The organism is Cellulomonas sp. APG4, from assembly GCF_009996735.1.
Classification (GTDB): Bacteria; Actinomycetota; Actinomycetes; order Actinomycetales; family Cellulomonadaceae; genus Actinotalea.
Genome location: NZ_JAACYI010000006.1, coordinates 62429 through 76182 on the forward strand (window position 1 = coordinate 62429; position 13754 = coordinate 76182).

Sequence of the window (13754 nt, forward strand, 5' to 3'; positions counted from 1 at the left end):
CCCCGCGATCTGGGTTGGCGGGTCGCGGCCCTAGGGTGGCGGGGTGGCACGTCGGGATGGGGGTGGCGGCAGCGGCGGGACGCCTGCGCTGCGGGCGCTCGAGGCCGCCGGGATCCCGCACACCGTGCACGCGTACACGCACGACGCGTCGTCCGACCTCGGGTACGGGCTCGAGGCGGCGCACGCACTGGGGGTCGAGCCCGAGCGGGTCTTCAAGACCCTCATGACCACGGTCGACGGCGTGCTCACGGTCGCCGTCGTGCCCGTCACCACGACGCTGGACCTGAAGGCCCTCGCGCACGCCGTGGGCGGCAAGCGTGCGGCGATGGCCGACCGCGCGGTGGCCGAGCGGGCCACCGGGTACGTCGTCGGCGGGATCTCCCCGCTCGGCCAGCGCCAGCGGCACCCCACAGTCGTGGACGAGAGCGTCGAGCTGTTCGACGCGGTGCTCGTCTCGGCGGGACGTCGCGGTCTCGACGTCGAGCTCGCGCCCGCGGACCTCGTGCGTCTCACGGAGGCGGTCGTGGCCGACATCGCCCGCGGCTGATCGCACCTCGCACGGACGCACCTGCGTCGTCGGGCTGAGCTCGTGTCACATCCGGCGCGTCCGCGTCGTCAGGAGGGTGACAGCGCCCCTGCGCACCCGACGACGGAGGTTCCCGTGACCCGCATACCCTTCCCCACCCGCCTCGGCCCCGCCCGCCGTGCGGCCCTCGCCGCCTCACGCGCACTGTTCGGCAAGGACCTCGAGCCGAGCCGGCTCGCGGCTCACCACGGCGGCATCTTCTGGCGCACCCTCGCGCACGAGGGCGGCCTCATGACGATGCGGCACCGGCTGCCACGCCCTCTGCGCGACCTCGTGCTGCAGCGTGCGGCCGTGACCATCGGCTGCCCCTGGTGCATCGACTTCGGTGCGATGCTCGCCCTGCGCGAGGGCCTCACGCCCGAGCGCATCCTCGCGGTGCCGGACTACGCCTCCTCGGACCTGTTCACCGCGGTGGAGAAGCGCGCGATGGCCTACGCCGACGCGATGACCGCGACCCCGCCCACGGTCACCGACGCCCAGGTGGCCGAGCTGCGTGAGGACCTGGGCGACGCCGGGGTCGTCGAGCTCACGTTCCTGGTCGCGCTCGAGAACCACCGCTCGCGGATCAACCACGCCCTGGGGCTGACGAGCCAGGGCTTCACCGATGCCGCGGTGTGCGCACTGCCGTCGTCGCAGCCGCAGTCGCAGCGATGAGCGGTCAGCCTCCGCCGAGCCGCGCGAGCGCCTCGAGGTCGCCGAGCTTCTCGGGGTTGCGCAGCACGTCGATCCCGTGGACGAGCCCGTCGGCGCCCACGTGCGGCACGACGACGCTCACGTCGGGCGGCCCGGCCGGGTCCGGCCGCACCTGCACCACCAGCCCGATCTCGCCGTTGACGAGCACGGGCCGCCCGCTGAACGGCACGCCCGGGTAGTACCCGGCCAGGCCGAGGAGGAAGCGTGCGACCTTGTCGGTGCCGTGGATCGGGCGCAGCGCCGCCCGCGCCCGGCCGCCACCGTCGGAGATCAGCACGACGTCGGGCGCGAGGGTGCGGGTCAGCGCGTGCAGGTCCCCGCCCGCGGCCGCGCGGAAGAACGCCTCGACCACCTCGCTCTGCCCCGCTGGCGGCGGCGCGGTGGCCGGAGCCTCCGCGTGCACCGCGCGACGCGCGCGCGAGGCGTGCTGCCGCGCCGCCGCCGGGCTCGTCCCGAGCACCTCCGCGACCTCGCCGAACGGGACGTCGAACACGTCGTGCAGCACGAACGCGACGCGCTGCTCGGCGCTCAGCCGCTCGAGCACCACGAGCAGCGCGAGCCGCACCGACTCGTCGACCTCGACCAGCTCGGCCGGCCCGACGGCGTGCCCGGCGAGGTCGTGCACGAGCGGCTCGGGCAGCCACGGACCCACGTACTGCTCACGCCTGGCGCGGGCCGAGCGCAGCCGGTCCAGGCACAGGCGCGAGACCACGGTCGTGAGCCACGCACCGAGCTCGTCGACCTGCGCCTCGGTACGCGCGAGCCGCACCCACGCGTCCTGGACGACGTCCTCGGCCTCGGCCACCGAGCCGAGCATCCGGTAGGCCACCCCCACGAGCCTGCGCCGGTGCAGCTCGAACTGGTCGGCGAGCTCGGTCTGATCCATGCGCACGTCCTCTCGGGATCGGCGGCACACCGCCGCCACGGGGATGACGCGTCGCGCCGTCCAGGTGTGACGCTCAGCGCTCGCCGAAGCGGTGCGAGCTCGGCACGATCTCCTTGCCGAGCGGCATGAGGCTCACCGGGATCAGCTTGAGGTTCGCCCAGCCCATCGGGATCCCGATGATCGTGACGAACAGCGGGATCGCGGTGACGACGTGCCCGATCGCGAGCCAGATCCCGGCCACGACCAGCCAGATCACGTTGCCGATCGCGCTCATCACGCCCGCCGTCGGGCGCTCGACGACCTCGCGACCGAACGGCCAGAGCGCGTACCCCGCGAGGCGGAACGACGCGATGCCGAACGGGATGGTCACGATCAGCACGAAGCAGATGATCCCCGCGGCCGCGTAGCCGAGTGCGAGCCAGAACCCCGCGAAGACCAGCCAGATGATGTTCAGCAGGGTTCTCATGCCGCCACTGTGCCGTGCCTGCGCGCCCGCGTCACCTCGCACCACCCGGGCACGGGACCGTCGGTAGGGTCGTCCCGTGCCCTCCGACGACGACCGCGCGGCGCTCGTCGCGCAGCGCCTCGCCGCGGCGCGCTCCCGTCTGGACGACGCCGCCCGATCCGCCGGCCGGGACCCGGCCGACGTCCGGCTGCTGCTCGCGACCAAGACCATGTCGACCGCCGTCGTGCGCGCGGCGGTCGCGGCCGGCGCGACCCTCCTCGGCGAGAACCGCGTGCAGGAGGTGCTCGCCAAGGCCCCCGACCTGCCCGACGGCGTCGAGCTGCACCTGATCGGGCACCTGCAGTCGAACAAGGTCAACGCCGCGCTGCGCTGGGTCGCCTGCGTCGAGAGCGTGGACTCGCTCGACCTCGCGCACCGCCTGTCGGCCCGGTGCGAGGCCACCGACCGCGAGCTCGACGTGATGGTGCAGGTCAACGTCTCGGGTGAGGCGAGCAAGTTCGGCGTCGCGCCCGAGGACGCGCTCGCCCTCGCGACCGAGGTCGCCTCGCTCCCGCGGCTGCGGCTCACGGGCCTCATGACGATCGGGGCCCGCTCCCCCGACGACGGCGTGGTGCGGGCGGGGTTCGCGCGCCTGCGCGGGCTGCGTGACGACCTCGTGGAGTCGGGAGTCCCCGGCACGGGGGACGCCCGCGGGCTCTCGATGGGCATGACCGGCGACGCCGCCCTCGCGGTCGCGGAGGGCGCGACGATCGTGCGGCTCGGCACCGCAGTCTTCGGGGAACGCCCGCCGCGCTGAGGCGCGAGCCGCCCGCGAGGCGGACCGCCTCTCGACAAGAACATCCGCGCTCCGGGATGCTGGACCGCGCGAGAAGCCGGAGCCTCCCCTGCTCCGGCGGCCCCCACGACGGAGTGAGAGCCCCATGAGCAGCGTCCCCGCCCACGCACCGAGTCTTGCCGCACGCGCCCTGGTCGCCCTGGCCTGGATCGTCGGGGCGATCGGCATCGTCGTCGCCGGTATCGGCCTGGGCCGCATGACCGCCGGCGGCGCCGTGGTCGACTCGCTCGGCACCGTCGCGATCGGCGTCATGCTGATCGTCCTCGCGGCGTTCACGTCCCACCGCGCCCGGCGCCTGTGACGACCGTGCGCGTCCGACGCCGCTGAGCGGCTGGCGGCCCGAGCCGTCCGCGCGCGATCGACGGATCAGGGGACGCGCGAGGTCCACTCGTGGGTCGAGAACTTGCTGCGCGCGAGTTCCTCGGCACGGGCACGCTCGTCGGGCGTCACCGCGCCGTCGACCGTCGCGTAGCGGGAGCGGAAGTGGTCCTTGAACGCCTCGATGACGTCGGCGCGGGCCATGCCCGTCTGCGAGCGCAGCGGGTCGACCCGCTTGTTGGCGCTCTTGGTGCCCTTGTCGGACATCTTCTCGCGGCCGATGCGCAGCACCTCGAGCATCTTCGACGCGTCGATGTCGTAGGCCATGGTCACGTGGTGCAGCACGGCGCCGTTGGCCATGCGCTTCTGGGCGGCACCGGCGATCTTGCCCGCGGGCGACGCGATGTCGTTGAGCGGGACGTACGTGGCGTCGATGCCGAGCTGTCCGAGCGCACCGAGCACCCAGTCGTCGAGGAACGCGTACGAGCGCTCGAAGCTCAGGCCCTCGACGAGGGAGGCCGGCACGGTGAGCGAGTAGGTGATCGTGTTGCCGGGCTCGATGAACATCGCCCCGCCGCCCGAGATGCGGCGCACCACGGTGATCCCGTGCCGCTCGGCGCCCTCGGGGTCGACCTCGTTGCGCAGCGACTGGAACGAGCCGATCACGACGGCGGGTGCGCCCCACTCCCAGATGCGCAGCGTCGGCCGGCGGCGTCCTTCGCCCACCTCCTCGGCGAGCACCTGGTCGAGCGCCATGTGCATCGCGGGCGACTCGGGGCCCTCGTGCACCACCTCGAACTCGTGGTCCTCCCAGCGGGTCGCGTGGCCGAGCGCGCGGCGCACGGCGATCGCGACGGCCTCGGGGCTGAAGCCGACCATCGTCACGTCGTCGCCCAGCACGCTCTCGACGATCGCGGTGAGCTGGTCGACCTTGGCCGTCTCCGGCATGCCGAGCAGCGCGGCGTCGATGCTCTCGAGCGCGGTGTCCGGCTCGAGGAAGAAGTCGCCGCTCACGACGACGTGCGACAGGCGACCGTCGGTCACCTCGACGTCGACCGCCACGAGCTTGCCGCCGGGGACCTTGTACTCACCGCGCATGTCACCACCCTATGTCCGCTGCCGCGCGCCTCTCGCACGACCAGGCTAGGATAGTTGAAACGTGAATCACCCGGGAGGGACAGCACCGTGGACGACACGACGCAGGGCACGACGACCGAGCGCGAGCAGGACCACCCCGAGCACGCGACCCAGGGCACCTACTCGGTCAAGGGCAAGGAGTTCACGCGCGACACCCGGTACATCCCGACGCGGATCACCTTGGGCGGCGAGGACGGCTTCCCCGTCGAGGCCGGCCGCTACCGCCTGGTCGCCGCGCGCGCGTGCCCGTGGGCGAACCGCACGCTGATCGTGCGACGCCTGCTCGGCCTCGAGGACGCGATCTCGGTGGGCATGCCGGGGCCGACCCACGACGAGCGCTCGTGGACCTTCGACCTCGACCCCGACGGCCGCGACCCCGTGCTCGGCATCGAGCGGCTGCGCGACGCCTACCTGGCACGCGATCCCGAGTACTCGCGCGGCATCACCGTGCCCGCGATCGTCGACGTCCCCTCGGGCCAGGTCGTCACCAACGACTACGCGCAGATCACCCTCGACATGTCGACGCAGTGGACCGCCCACCACCGCGAGGGCGCACCCGAGCTGTACCCACCGCACCTGCGCGCCCAGATCGACGAGGTCAACGAGCGTGTCTTCAGCGAGGTGAACAACGGCGTCTACCGCTGCGGCTTCGCGGGCTCGCAGGAGGCCTACGACGCCGCCTACGCCCGTCTGTTCGCCTCGCTCGACTGGCTCGAGGAGCGCCTGAGCACCCAGCGCTACCTGGTGGGCGACACGATCACCGAGGCGGACGTGCGCCTGTTCACCACACTCGCGCGCTTCGACGCCGTCTACCACGGGCACTTCAAGTGCAACCGGAACAAGCTCAGCGAGATGCCCGCGCTGTGGGGCTACGCGCGCGACCTGTTCCAGACGCCCGGGTTCGGCGACACGATCGACTTCGCCCAGATCAAGGAGCACTACTACGTGGTGCACACCGACCTGAACCCGCACCAGATCGTGCCCCAGGGCCCGGACCTCTCCGGCTGGACGACGCCCCACGGACGCGAGGAGCTCGGCGGGCGTCCCTTCGGCGACGGCACCCCGCCCGGCCCGCCGCCCGCGGCCGAGCGCGTCGACCCCGCGCACACGCCCCTGGGCTGACCCTCCTCCCCGTGCAAGGTCACCACGGCTGCGCACACAGACGTGGTGACGGGCCCACCGGTCCGCACGGAGGAGGGAGCACCATGCGCACACCCGGACGCACGACCCGCCGGCACACCTGGCCGGTCGCCGCCCTCGGCGCGCTCGCGCTGACGCTGACCGCCTGCGCGAGCCTCGGTGGCGACGACGGCGCGACGCCTGCCGGTGGTTCCGGTGACGTCCCCGCCGACGAGGAGACCGCCCGGCCGCCGCAGCTCGGCGAGCCCGCGCTCGAGATCGCGCACGTGGGCGGCTTCGTGCCCGTGGGATGGGACTTCTTGACGGTCGCCGAGCTCACGCTCTACCCGGACGGGACCGCCGTCACGCACGGTCCCACCACGCTCGAGTACCCGGGGCGCATGCTCCCCAACCTCGTGACCCACGACGTGCCCGACGACGTCGTGACCGCCCTCCTCGCGCAGGCCGAGGAGGCCGGCCTGCTCTCCGAGGTCGAGTACGGCACCCCGCCGGTCGCCGACGCGGGCGCGACACAGCTCACGATCCGCCGCGACGGCGACACGTGGGTGCACCGGGCCGAGGCACTGGGCATCGGCGGGGGCCCGGGCGAGGACGGCGACGGCATCGCCGTCGAGGGGCTCAGCGAGGAGGAACGCATGGCGCGCACGACGCTCTCCGCGTTCCTGGAGGACGTGCGCGCCTCGGTCGCGGACGCCGAGGAGACCGGTCCGTGGGTGCCGGACGCGTTCGCGGTGATGACCCGCCCGGTCGACCCCGCGGCCGAGACCGCCGACCCCGCCCCGACCGTGCACACGTGGCCGCTCGCGCAGGCACCGGAGGAGTGCACCGTCGTCGACGGGGAGGACGCGACCGCGCTCGCCGAGATGCTCACCGACGCCCGCGCCAACGACAGGGTCGAGCACGACGGCGAGGTCCTCGAGCTGTGGGTGCGCGTGCTGCTCCCCGGCGACGAGGGCTGCGCGTCGACGCGCTGAGCCCGGCGTCAGGACCGGTTCGGCACCCCCGCGCGCAGCAGGCCGAAGGCGATCGAGTCGACGAGGGCCTCCCACGAGGCCTCGACCACGTTGGGCCCCACGCCGACGGTGCTCCAGACGGCCTCGGAGCCGGTGTCCATGGTCTCGACCAGCACGCGTGTCACGGCGTCCGTACCGTGCTGGGTGTCCATGATCCGCACCTTGAAGTCGATCAGCTCGAACCGCTCGATCTCCGGGTAGCAGGGGGCGACGGCCTTGCGCAGCGCGTGGTCGAGCGCGTTGACCGGCCCGTTGCCCTCCCCCACCGCGATCACGCGCTCGCCGCCCACGTGCATCTTCACCGTTGCCTCGGCATCGGCCTCGGTCGGGTCGCCGGGCACGGTCTCGACGAGCACCCGCCAGCTCTCCGTGCGGAAGAAACGTGGACGCGCGCCGTCGAGCTCCTCACGCAGCAGCAGCTCGAACGAGGCGTCCGCCGCGTCGTAGGTGTACCCCTGGGCCTCGGCGTCCTTGACCCGCTGGGTCACGGCCGTGAGGACGTCGTCACGACCGGCGAGGTCGAAGCCCAGCTCTCGGCCCTTGAGCTCGATCGACGCGCGCCCGGCCATGTCCGAGACGAGCATGCGCATGTCGTTGCCCACGGCCGTCGGGTCGGCGTGCTGGTAGAGGTCCGGGTCCACCTTGATCGCGCTCGCGTGCAGGCCGGCCTTGTGCGCGAACGCGCTCGCCCCCACGTACGGCTGCCGCGCGAACGGCGCGATGTTCGTGATCTCGGCGATCGCGTGCGCGATGCGCGTCATGTCGCGCAGCCCGTCACCCGCGAGCAGCGTGCGCCCCTCCTTCAGCTCGAGGTTCGCGACGACCGTGAGCAGGTCCGCGTTCCCCGTGCGCTCGCCGTAGCCGTTCACGGTGCCCTGGACGTGTGCAGCGCCCGCGCCTACCGCCGCGAGGGTGTTCGCGACCGCGCAGCCCGAGTCGTTGTGCGCGTGCATGCCCAGGCGCCCGTCGGTCTCGCGGCGCACGGCGCTCACGATCTCGTGGACACGGTCCGGCAACATGCCGCCGTTGGTGTCGCACAGGCACGCGGTCTCGGCCCCGGCCTCGAACGCGGCGAGCACGGCGCGCAGCGCGTAGTCGCGGTCGAACACGTAGCCGTCGAAGAAGTGCTCGGCGTCGAGCACCACACGCCGGCCCTCGCGGACCAGCAGCGCGACGGTGTCCGCGATCATCGAGAGGTTCTCCTCGGGCGTGGTGCGCAGCGCACGCTCGACGTGCCGCACGTCGGACTTCGCGACGAGCGTCACCACCGGGGCCTCGGAGTCGAGCAGCGCGCGCACCTGGGCGTCCTGGGACGCCGTCGTGCCTGCCTTGCGGGTCGATCCGAACGCCGCGAGCTCGGCGTTGCGCAGGTCGAGCTCCTTGGCGGCGCGCCTGAAGAACTCGGTGTCCTTGGGGATCGCACCCGGCCAGCCGCCCTCGATGTAGCCCACCCCGAGCTCGTCGAGCAGCGGCGCGATGGCGAGCTTGTCCGCCACGGAGAGGTTCATCCCCTCCTGCTGCGCACCGTCGCGCAGGGTCGTGTCGTAGACGTCGAAGGTCGTGGTCTGCACGCGTGGCTCTCTTCGTCCGCCGCCGGCGCCGGGCCGGCGGGTCGGGTGCTGCGTCACTGCCAGGAAAGCATGCGTCGTCCACGAGCTCTGCGGGGAGGGTCCCGACGGGGTGTGCCGGGCGCGGACGACGACGCCGGTACCGGGCGGGGGTGGTGCCCGGACCAACAAAAAGACCCCCCGGGATGCGGGAGGTCTGCGCGTTCGGCGGAGTGTGCCGAACGCGCTACTCGATAATGAGGGTGAACTGGGTCACGCGGGCATCATGCCATACCTACGCCACCGCAGGAAGACGCCGCCCGCTCGTGTCACGCGGTCCGGTGGGCAACGGCGAAGACACGACGGAACGGCAGGACGGTGCCGTGCGCACGCTCGGGGTAGGCGGCGCGCAGGGCCGCACCGTACTCGGACTCGAAGCGTGCACGGAGGTCGGGAGGTAGCGCCGCGAGTACGGGCCGTGCGCCCGTGCCCCGTACCCAGCGCAGAACGGGGTCGGGACCCTGGAGCACGTGCAGGTAGGTGGACTCCCACGCGTCGACCGCCCACCCGGGGCGCGCGAGAGTCTCCAGGTAGGTCGCGGCGTCGTGCGCCGCGGGGTGCACCACCTCACGCAGGTGCGGCGCGTAGTCCGGCCGACTCGCGAGATCGCGCAGGAGCACGTGGCTGGGAGCCTCGAAGTTCCCCGGGACCCCCAGGGCGAACGCTCCCCCCGGCCCGACGGCGTCCTGGAGGGCCGGCAGCAGGTCGAGGTGGCCGGGCACCCACTGGAGCGCCGCGTTGGTCACGACCACGTCGACGGGCTCGCCGGGCTGCCATGCGCGCAGGTCGGCGCGCTCGTAGCGGGTCCGCGGATCGTCGTCGTCCGCGCGGGCACGCGTGATCATCTCGTCCGAGGCGTCCACACCGACCACCGTCGCACCCGGCCAGCGGGCCCGGAGCACGTGACTCAGGTGCCCGGGCCCGCAGCCCAGGTCGACGACCGCGCGCACGTCGTCGACGCGGATGCGCGCGACGAGCTCACCGAAAGGTCGGCTGCGCTCGTCGGCATAGGCAAGGTAGGTCTGCGGGTCCCACATACGACGAAGCCTCCAGATATCTCGACATCAAGGTATCCCTGCGACCGGAGGTCCGCACGGGATGAACGGGTGCGCTGCTACAACCATTCGGGAGCGGCGACCGTCGGGGAGGTGAGGGCCGGGGCGGAGCTGCCCGACGACCACGGAGAGGAAGCGATGCGAAGCCGAGACCGCGACGCCGCACTGGCTGAGCTGGTGCGGACACGGGGCGAGCCGCTGACGCGGTATGCCTACCTGTTCACCGGCGACGTCGCCGCGGCGCAGGACCTGGTCCAGGACGCGCTGGTCAAGGTGGTGCTGCGCACCCGCTCGGGGTTCGAGGCCACCGCACTCGAGGCCTACGTCCGACGCACCATCGCCAACCTCTACGTCGACGGGTACCGCCGCGGGCGCACGTTCCGCCGCGTCCAGCACCTCGTCGCGACACCCGAGCACACCGACGCCCACGACGCCGCCGTGACGGACAACGCCGCCCTGACCGAGGCTCTGGGCGCACTGTCCCCCCAGGAACGCGCCGTCGTCGTGCTGCGGTTCTTCGAGGACATGACCCAGCCCCAGGTCGCCGACGCGATGGGACTCGCGACCGGAACGGTCAAGCGCTACCTCAGCAACGCCCTCACCAAGCTCGAGCGCCACCTCGGCCCGATCGAGCCACCCGCGGACGACGACGACGCGACCGTCCCCCCCCACCCCACCCAGCGCGCAGGAAGGAGCTGACATGGGTTACGACCTCGGCGCAGGCCTGCGCCGCCTCAGCGACTCCGCCGACCTCCCCACCGCCCCCGTCGAGCCCGACGACGTCGTGCGCTCGGTGCGCCGACGCCGCGCGGTGCGCACCGGACTGACCGCCGGGCTCGGCACCGCAGCCGTCCTCGCCCTGGCCGTCGCCGTCCAGGCCGCACCATGGGCCACGCAGGACCCACCCCCAGCGGCGCCCACGCCCACCCATGAGCGGACGATCGAGCCGGCGCCGGAGGAGAGCGAGAGCCCCGAACCCGAGGAGGAGACCGAGTCTCCGCCGACGGTCGAGGACGAGCCCGAGCCCCCTCCCCCGCCACCCGCACTCGGGCTCACGGTCGACGGTCACCTCGTCGAGCTCGACCCCGGCACCGGTGAGGTCCTGCGGACGGTACGCGAGGCTGCGGCGCGGACATCCGGTGCCGATGCCTGGAGCACATGGGACCTCGCCGTCGACCGGGAGCGTGGCGTGGCGTACGTCGCCGACGGCCAGTGGGAGGACGCGCGCATCCAGCGGGTGGACCTCGCCACCGGCGCAGCTGAGACCCTGGTGACATCGGGCTGGAGTCCGGCCGTCAGCCCCGACGGCGTGACCCTGGCGTACATCGGGCCACCACCCGGTGGCGACGGACAGCTCTACGGGCTCAACCTCCTGGATCTCGCCACCGGTGAGGTCAGGCACGTGCCCGACGACACGTGCACGGCCTGCGAGCGTGTCTTCGGCAGCCCCGCCTGGTCGAGCGACGGCACCGAGGTGCACGTCGTCGCGGGTTGGTTCGACAGCCCCTACGCGACCGAGGTGTTGACGATCGACGTCGTTCCCGGCGCCGAGAGCGCGTCCGTCGAGGCGGGAGCCGTGCTCGGTCCCACGACGGACACGGAGGAGTGGGGCGTGGCATGGAACCGCGTCGCCTCTCTCGGCGACGGACGGCTGCTGGTCGCCGGGCAGCAGGGCGCATGGGACGACGTCGTCAGCCCGGGAGAGGCGGGCTACTACGACGCCGACCCGGAACCGCTCCTCGCCGTCGTCGACGAGGTGTCGGGTGAGGTGCTGCACGAGGTCGTCCCGTCGGCCCCCTACCCCCGGTCCCTCAGCGGTGACCCGTCGGGGCCGGTCGGCTTGTACGTCGACGCTCAGCTCGACGACGACGACCCCGGTGCCTGGACGTTCGCCCTGACGCGTTGGGACGTGGGGTCGGGACCCAGGGTGCTGTCGACAGGGATCGTCGCTGTCGACTGGTGAGAGCCGCGGCCGAAGGACCCCGCCGAGCGTCCGCGCGGGCACGCGTGATCATCTCGTCCGAGTCGTCCGCACCGACCACGGTCGCACCGGGCCAGCGGGCCCGGAGCACGTGACCCGGGTGCCCGGGTCCGCAGCCCAGGTCGATGTCTGCGGACTCGGAGGTCCGCACAAGTGGACGGGTGCGCTGCTACAACCATTCGGGAGCGGCGACCGTCGGGGAGGTGAGGGCCGGGGCGGAGCTGCCCGACGACCACGGAGAGGAAGCGATGCGAAGCCGAGACCGCGACGCCGCACTGGCTGAGCTGGTGCGGACACGGGGCGAGCCGCTGACGCGGTATGCCTACCTGTTCACCGGCGACGTCGCCGCGGCGCAGGACCTGGTCCAGGACGCGCTGGTCAAGGTGGTGCTGCGCACCCGCTCGGGGTTCGAGGCCACCGCACTCGAGGCCTACGTCCGACGCACCATCGCCAACCTCTACGTCGACGGGTACCGCCGCGGGCGCACGTTCCGCCGCGTCCAGCACCTCGTCGCGACACCCGAGCACACCGACGCCCACGACGCCGCCGTGACGGACAACGCCGCCCTGACCGAGGCTCTGGGCGCACTGTCCCCCCAGGAACGCGCCGTCGTCGTGCTGCGGTTCTTCGAGGACATGACCCAGCCCCAGGTCGCCGACGCGATGGGACTCGCGACCGGAACGGTCAAGCGCTACCTCAGCAACGCCCTCACCAAGCTCGAGCGCCACCTCGGCCCGATCGAGCCACCCGCGGACGACGACGACGCGACCGTCCACCCCCCCCCCCCCCAGCGCGCAGGAAGGAGCTGACATGGGTTACGACCTCGGCGCAGGCCTGCGCCGCCTCAGCGACTCCGCCGACCTCCCCACCGCCCCCGTCGAGCCCGACGACGTCGTGCGCTCGGTGCGCCGACGCCGCGCGGTGCGCACCGGACTGACCGCCGGGCTCGGCACCGCAGCCGTCCTCGCCCTGGCCGTCGCCGTCCAGGCCGCACCATGGGCCACGCAGGACCCACCCCCAGCGGCGCCCACCACGGATCCGGCCCCGGAGCCCACCTCCGAACCCAGGACGGACGACGACCCCGCCCCGGACACAGAGGAGCCCACGCAGGACGTTCCGGACACGGATGAGGAGGAGCCCCCGATCCCGGCGGGGCCTGCGTCGCTGGTCGCGGTCACGACCGCCGGCGAGCTCGTGATGATCGATCCCGTCACCGGCGACCGCGTCGAGGTCGTCACCGATGGGATCGCCATCGACGGCGACCCGCTCAAGACGCACGTGACCGTGTCCGCCGACCGGACGGTCGCGTACGTCGGCCACTACGGGGACGGCTTCGGGATCCTGCGGGTGTCCCTCCCCGACGGCGACGCGGAGCCCGTCTTCGAGGGCTTGCGCGGGTACGGGCCGGCCCTCAGCCCGGACGGCCGCACCCTCGCGTTCGCGGGTGCCGACCCCGACGCACCACAAGGGGCGGAGTCGTTCGGCCTCAACATCGTCGACCTCGCGACGGAGGAGGTACGGCACGTCACGTGGGACGAGTACAACGTGGCCCGGGCAATCGGACAGCCGAGCTGGTCGAGCGACGGGACGAGCCTCTACCTGCCCGTGGGGTGGGGCGAAGGGCTCGACGTCGTGCGCATCGACCCCGAGACGACGACGACTCTCGAAGGTCTCGCCTCCCACCGGCTCGGCACCACGGAGGAGCAGAGCGCGAACGCCCCGCAGGCGCTCGCGGACGGCAGGCTCCTGCTCGCGGCCCACGGGTGGGGGTTCGATCCGGGACCTGACACCTACCGTGTGCTGACCGTCGGGCCGGACGGCCGCGCGGACGGTGAGATCGCCGAGCTCGCGGGCATGGCGGTCATCGACGCAGCCGGGACCGCGGACGGCACGCGCGTGGCCGTCCTCGCGCGACCAGCCCGGAGCGACGCGGATCCCGATCTCTTCGTGTGGGACGGGGCGTCGGTGGTCCACCTCGGCCAGCAGGGTCTGGTCGCCGTCGGGTGGTGAGGGGTGCTCGCGCGGCCACCTCGCCAG

At 73.0% G+C, this 13754-nt stretch carries 15 protein-coding genes and 1 pseudogene; 10 read left to right on the plus strand and 6 right to left on the minus strand.

The window, feature by feature from the left end; genetic code table 11:
• The first annotated feature begins 43 nt into the window (after positions 1–43).
• Both ybaK and GXB85_RS06610 read left to right on the plus strand, forming a co-directional pair.
• Positions 44–547 (plus strand): Cys-tRNA(Pro) deacylase, encoded by a 504-nt coding sequence (ybaK, locus tag GXB85_RS06605; RefSeq protein ID WP_161916844.1) that lies wholly within the window; start codon positions 44–46, stop codon positions 545–547.
• A gap of 114 nt (positions 548–661) precedes the next feature.
• Positions 662–1240, plus strand: coding sequence for a carboxymuconolactone decarboxylase family protein (locus GXB85_RS06610; RefSeq protein WP_161916845.1), 579 nt, complete (start codon positions 662–664; stop codon positions 1238–1240).
• A 4-nt stretch (positions 1241–1244) separates the two neighbouring features.
• Here the strand turns inward: GXB85_RS06610 and GXB85_RS06615 are convergent, their stop codons facing one another.
• The gene (locus GXB85_RS06615; RefSeq protein WP_161916846.1) at positions 1245–2165 is read right to left on the minus strand and encodes a sigma-70 family RNA polymerase sigma factor; all 921 of its coding nucleotides are present in this window, start codon (positions 2163–2165) and stop codon (positions 1245–1247) included.
• A 73-nt stretch (positions 2166–2238) separates the two neighbouring features.
• A complete protein-coding gene (locus GXB85_RS06620; protein ID WP_161916847.1) occupies positions 2239–2631 on the minus strand; it encodes a YccF domain-containing protein in 393 nt (130 codons plus the stop codon).
• A gap of 76 nt (positions 2632–2707) precedes the next feature.
• Between GXB85_RS06620 and GXB85_RS06625 the strand changes: the two genes are divergently transcribed.
• Both GXB85_RS06625 and GXB85_RS06630 read left to right on the plus strand, forming a co-directional pair.
• The gene (locus tag GXB85_RS06625; RefSeq protein ID WP_161916848.1) at positions 2708–3427 is read left to right on the plus strand and encodes a YggS family pyridoxal phosphate-dependent enzyme; all 720 of its coding nucleotides are present in this window, start codon (positions 2708–2710) and stop codon (positions 3425–3427) included.
• A gap of 124 nt (positions 3428–3551) precedes the next feature.
• The gene (locus tag GXB85_RS06630; protein ID WP_161916849.1) at positions 3552–3767 is read left to right on the plus strand and encodes a hypothetical protein; all 216 of its coding nucleotides are present in this window, start codon (positions 3552–3554) and stop codon (positions 3765–3767) included.
• Positions 3768–3832: 65 nt separating this feature from the next.
• Here GXB85_RS06630 and GXB85_RS06635 read toward each other — a convergent pair whose 3' ends face one another.
• Positions 3833–4882: a biotin/lipoate A/B protein ligase family protein gene (locus tag GXB85_RS06635; protein ID WP_161916850.1), complete on the minus strand. Its 1050-nt coding sequence runs from the start codon at positions 4880–4882 to the stop codon at positions 3833–3835.
• Positions 4883–4969: 87 nt separating this feature from the next.
• On the opposite strand from GXB85_RS06635, the gene GXB85_RS06640 reads away from it, so the two are divergent.
• Complete coding sequence (locus tag GXB85_RS06640; RefSeq protein WP_161916851.1) at positions 4970–6043, plus strand: glutathione S-transferase C-terminal domain-containing protein; 1074 nt, start codon at positions 4970–4972, stop codon at positions 6041–6043.
• An 83-nt stretch (positions 6044–6126) separates the two neighbouring features.
• A complete protein-coding gene (locus GXB85_RS06645; protein WP_161916852.1) occupies positions 6127–7035 on the plus strand; it encodes a hypothetical protein in 909 nt (302 codons plus the stop codon).
• Positions 7036–7043: 8 nt separating this feature from the next.
• On the opposite strand, the gene cimA is transcribed toward GXB85_RS06645, so the two are convergent.
• Positions 7044–8645, minus strand: coding sequence for a citramalate synthase (gene cimA / locus GXB85_RS06650; RefSeq protein ID WP_161916853.1), 1602 nt, complete (start codon positions 8643–8645; stop codon positions 7044–7046).
• A 305-nt stretch (positions 8646–8950) separates the two neighbouring features.
• Positions 8951–9718: a methyltransferase domain-containing protein gene (locus tag GXB85_RS06655; RefSeq protein ID WP_161916854.1), complete on the minus strand. Its 768-nt coding sequence runs from the start codon at positions 9716–9718 to the stop codon at positions 8951–8953.
• Between the two features lie 156 nt (positions 9719–9874).
• Between GXB85_RS06655 and GXB85_RS06660 the strand changes: the two genes are divergently transcribed.
• Together GXB85_RS06660 and GXB85_RS18110 are read left to right on the plus strand one after the other, a co-directional pair.
• On the plus strand, positions 9875–10435 hold the full coding sequence (locus tag GXB85_RS06660) for an RNA polymerase sigma factor (protein WP_161916855.1): 561 nt from the start codon (positions 9875–9877) through the stop codon (positions 10433–10435).
• Position 10436: 1 nt separating this feature from the next.
• The gene (locus tag GXB85_RS18110; protein WP_237728045.1) at positions 10437–11699 is read left to right on the plus strand and encodes a hypothetical protein; all 1263 of its coding nucleotides are present in this window, start codon (positions 10437–10439) and stop codon (positions 11697–11699) included.
• Between the two features lie 25 nt (positions 11700–11724).
• On the opposite strand, the pseudogene GXB85_RS18790 reads toward GXB85_RS18110, so the two are convergent.
• Positions 11725–11868: pseudogene (locus tag GXB85_RS18790) on the minus strand (trans-aconitate 2-methyltransferase); the annotation flags it as partial.
• 97 nt (positions 11869–11965) lie between these two features.
• Between GXB85_RS18790 and GXB85_RS06670 the strand changes: the two are divergent.
• Together GXB85_RS06670 and GXB85_RS06675 are read left to right on the plus strand one after the other, a co-directional pair.
• Positions 11966–12526 (plus strand): RNA polymerase sigma factor, encoded by a 561-nt coding sequence (locus tag GXB85_RS06670; RefSeq protein WP_161916857.1) that lies wholly within the window; start codon positions 11966–11968, stop codon positions 12524–12526.
• Between the two features lies 1 nt (position 12527).
• Complete coding sequence (locus tag GXB85_RS06675) at positions 12528–13727, plus strand: PD40 domain-containing protein (protein ID WP_161916858.1); 1200 nt, start codon at positions 12528–12530, stop codon at positions 13725–13727.
• Positions 13728–13754 lie beyond the last annotated feature (27 nt).

Coding starts and splice junctions, on each gene's coding strand:
- GXB85_RS06615 (WP_161916846.1), bottom strand. CDS start 2,165: ATGGATCAGACCGAGCTCGCCGACCAGTTCGAGCTGCACCGGCGCAGG.
- GXB85_RS06620 (WP_161916847.1), bottom strand. CDS start 2,631: ATGAGAACCCTGCTGAACATCATCTGGCTGGTCTTCGCGGGGTTCTGG.
- GXB85_RS06630 (WP_161916849.1), top strand. CDS start 3,552: ATGAGCAGCGTCCCCGCCCACGCACCGAGTCTTGCCGCACGCGCCCTG.
- GXB85_RS06635 (WP_161916850.1), bottom strand. CDS start 4,882: ATGCGCGGTGAGTACAAGGTCCCCGGCGGCAAGCTCGTGGCGGTCGAC.
- GXB85_RS06645 (WP_161916852.1), top strand. CDS start 6,127: ATGCGCACACCCGGACGCACGACCCGCCGGCACACCTGGCCGGTCGCC.
- GXB85_RS06655 (WP_161916854.1), bottom strand. CDS start 9,718: ATGTGGGACCCGCAGACCTACCTTGCCTATGCCGACGAGCGCAGCCGA.
- GXB85_RS06660 (WP_161916855.1), top strand. CDS start 9,875: ATGCGAAGCCGAGACCGCGACGCCGCACTGGCTGAGCTGGTGCGGACA.
- GXB85_RS18110 (WP_237728045.1), top strand. CDS start 10,437: ATGGGTTACGACCTCGGCGCAGGCCTGCGCCGCCTCAGCGACTCCGCC.
- GXB85_RS06670 (WP_161916857.1), top strand. CDS start 11,966: ATGCGAAGCCGAGACCGCGACGCCGCACTGGCTGAGCTGGTGCGGACA.
- GXB85_RS06675 (WP_161916858.1), top strand. CDS start 12,528: ATGGGTTACGACCTCGGCGCAGGCCTGCGCCGCCTCAGCGACTCCGCC.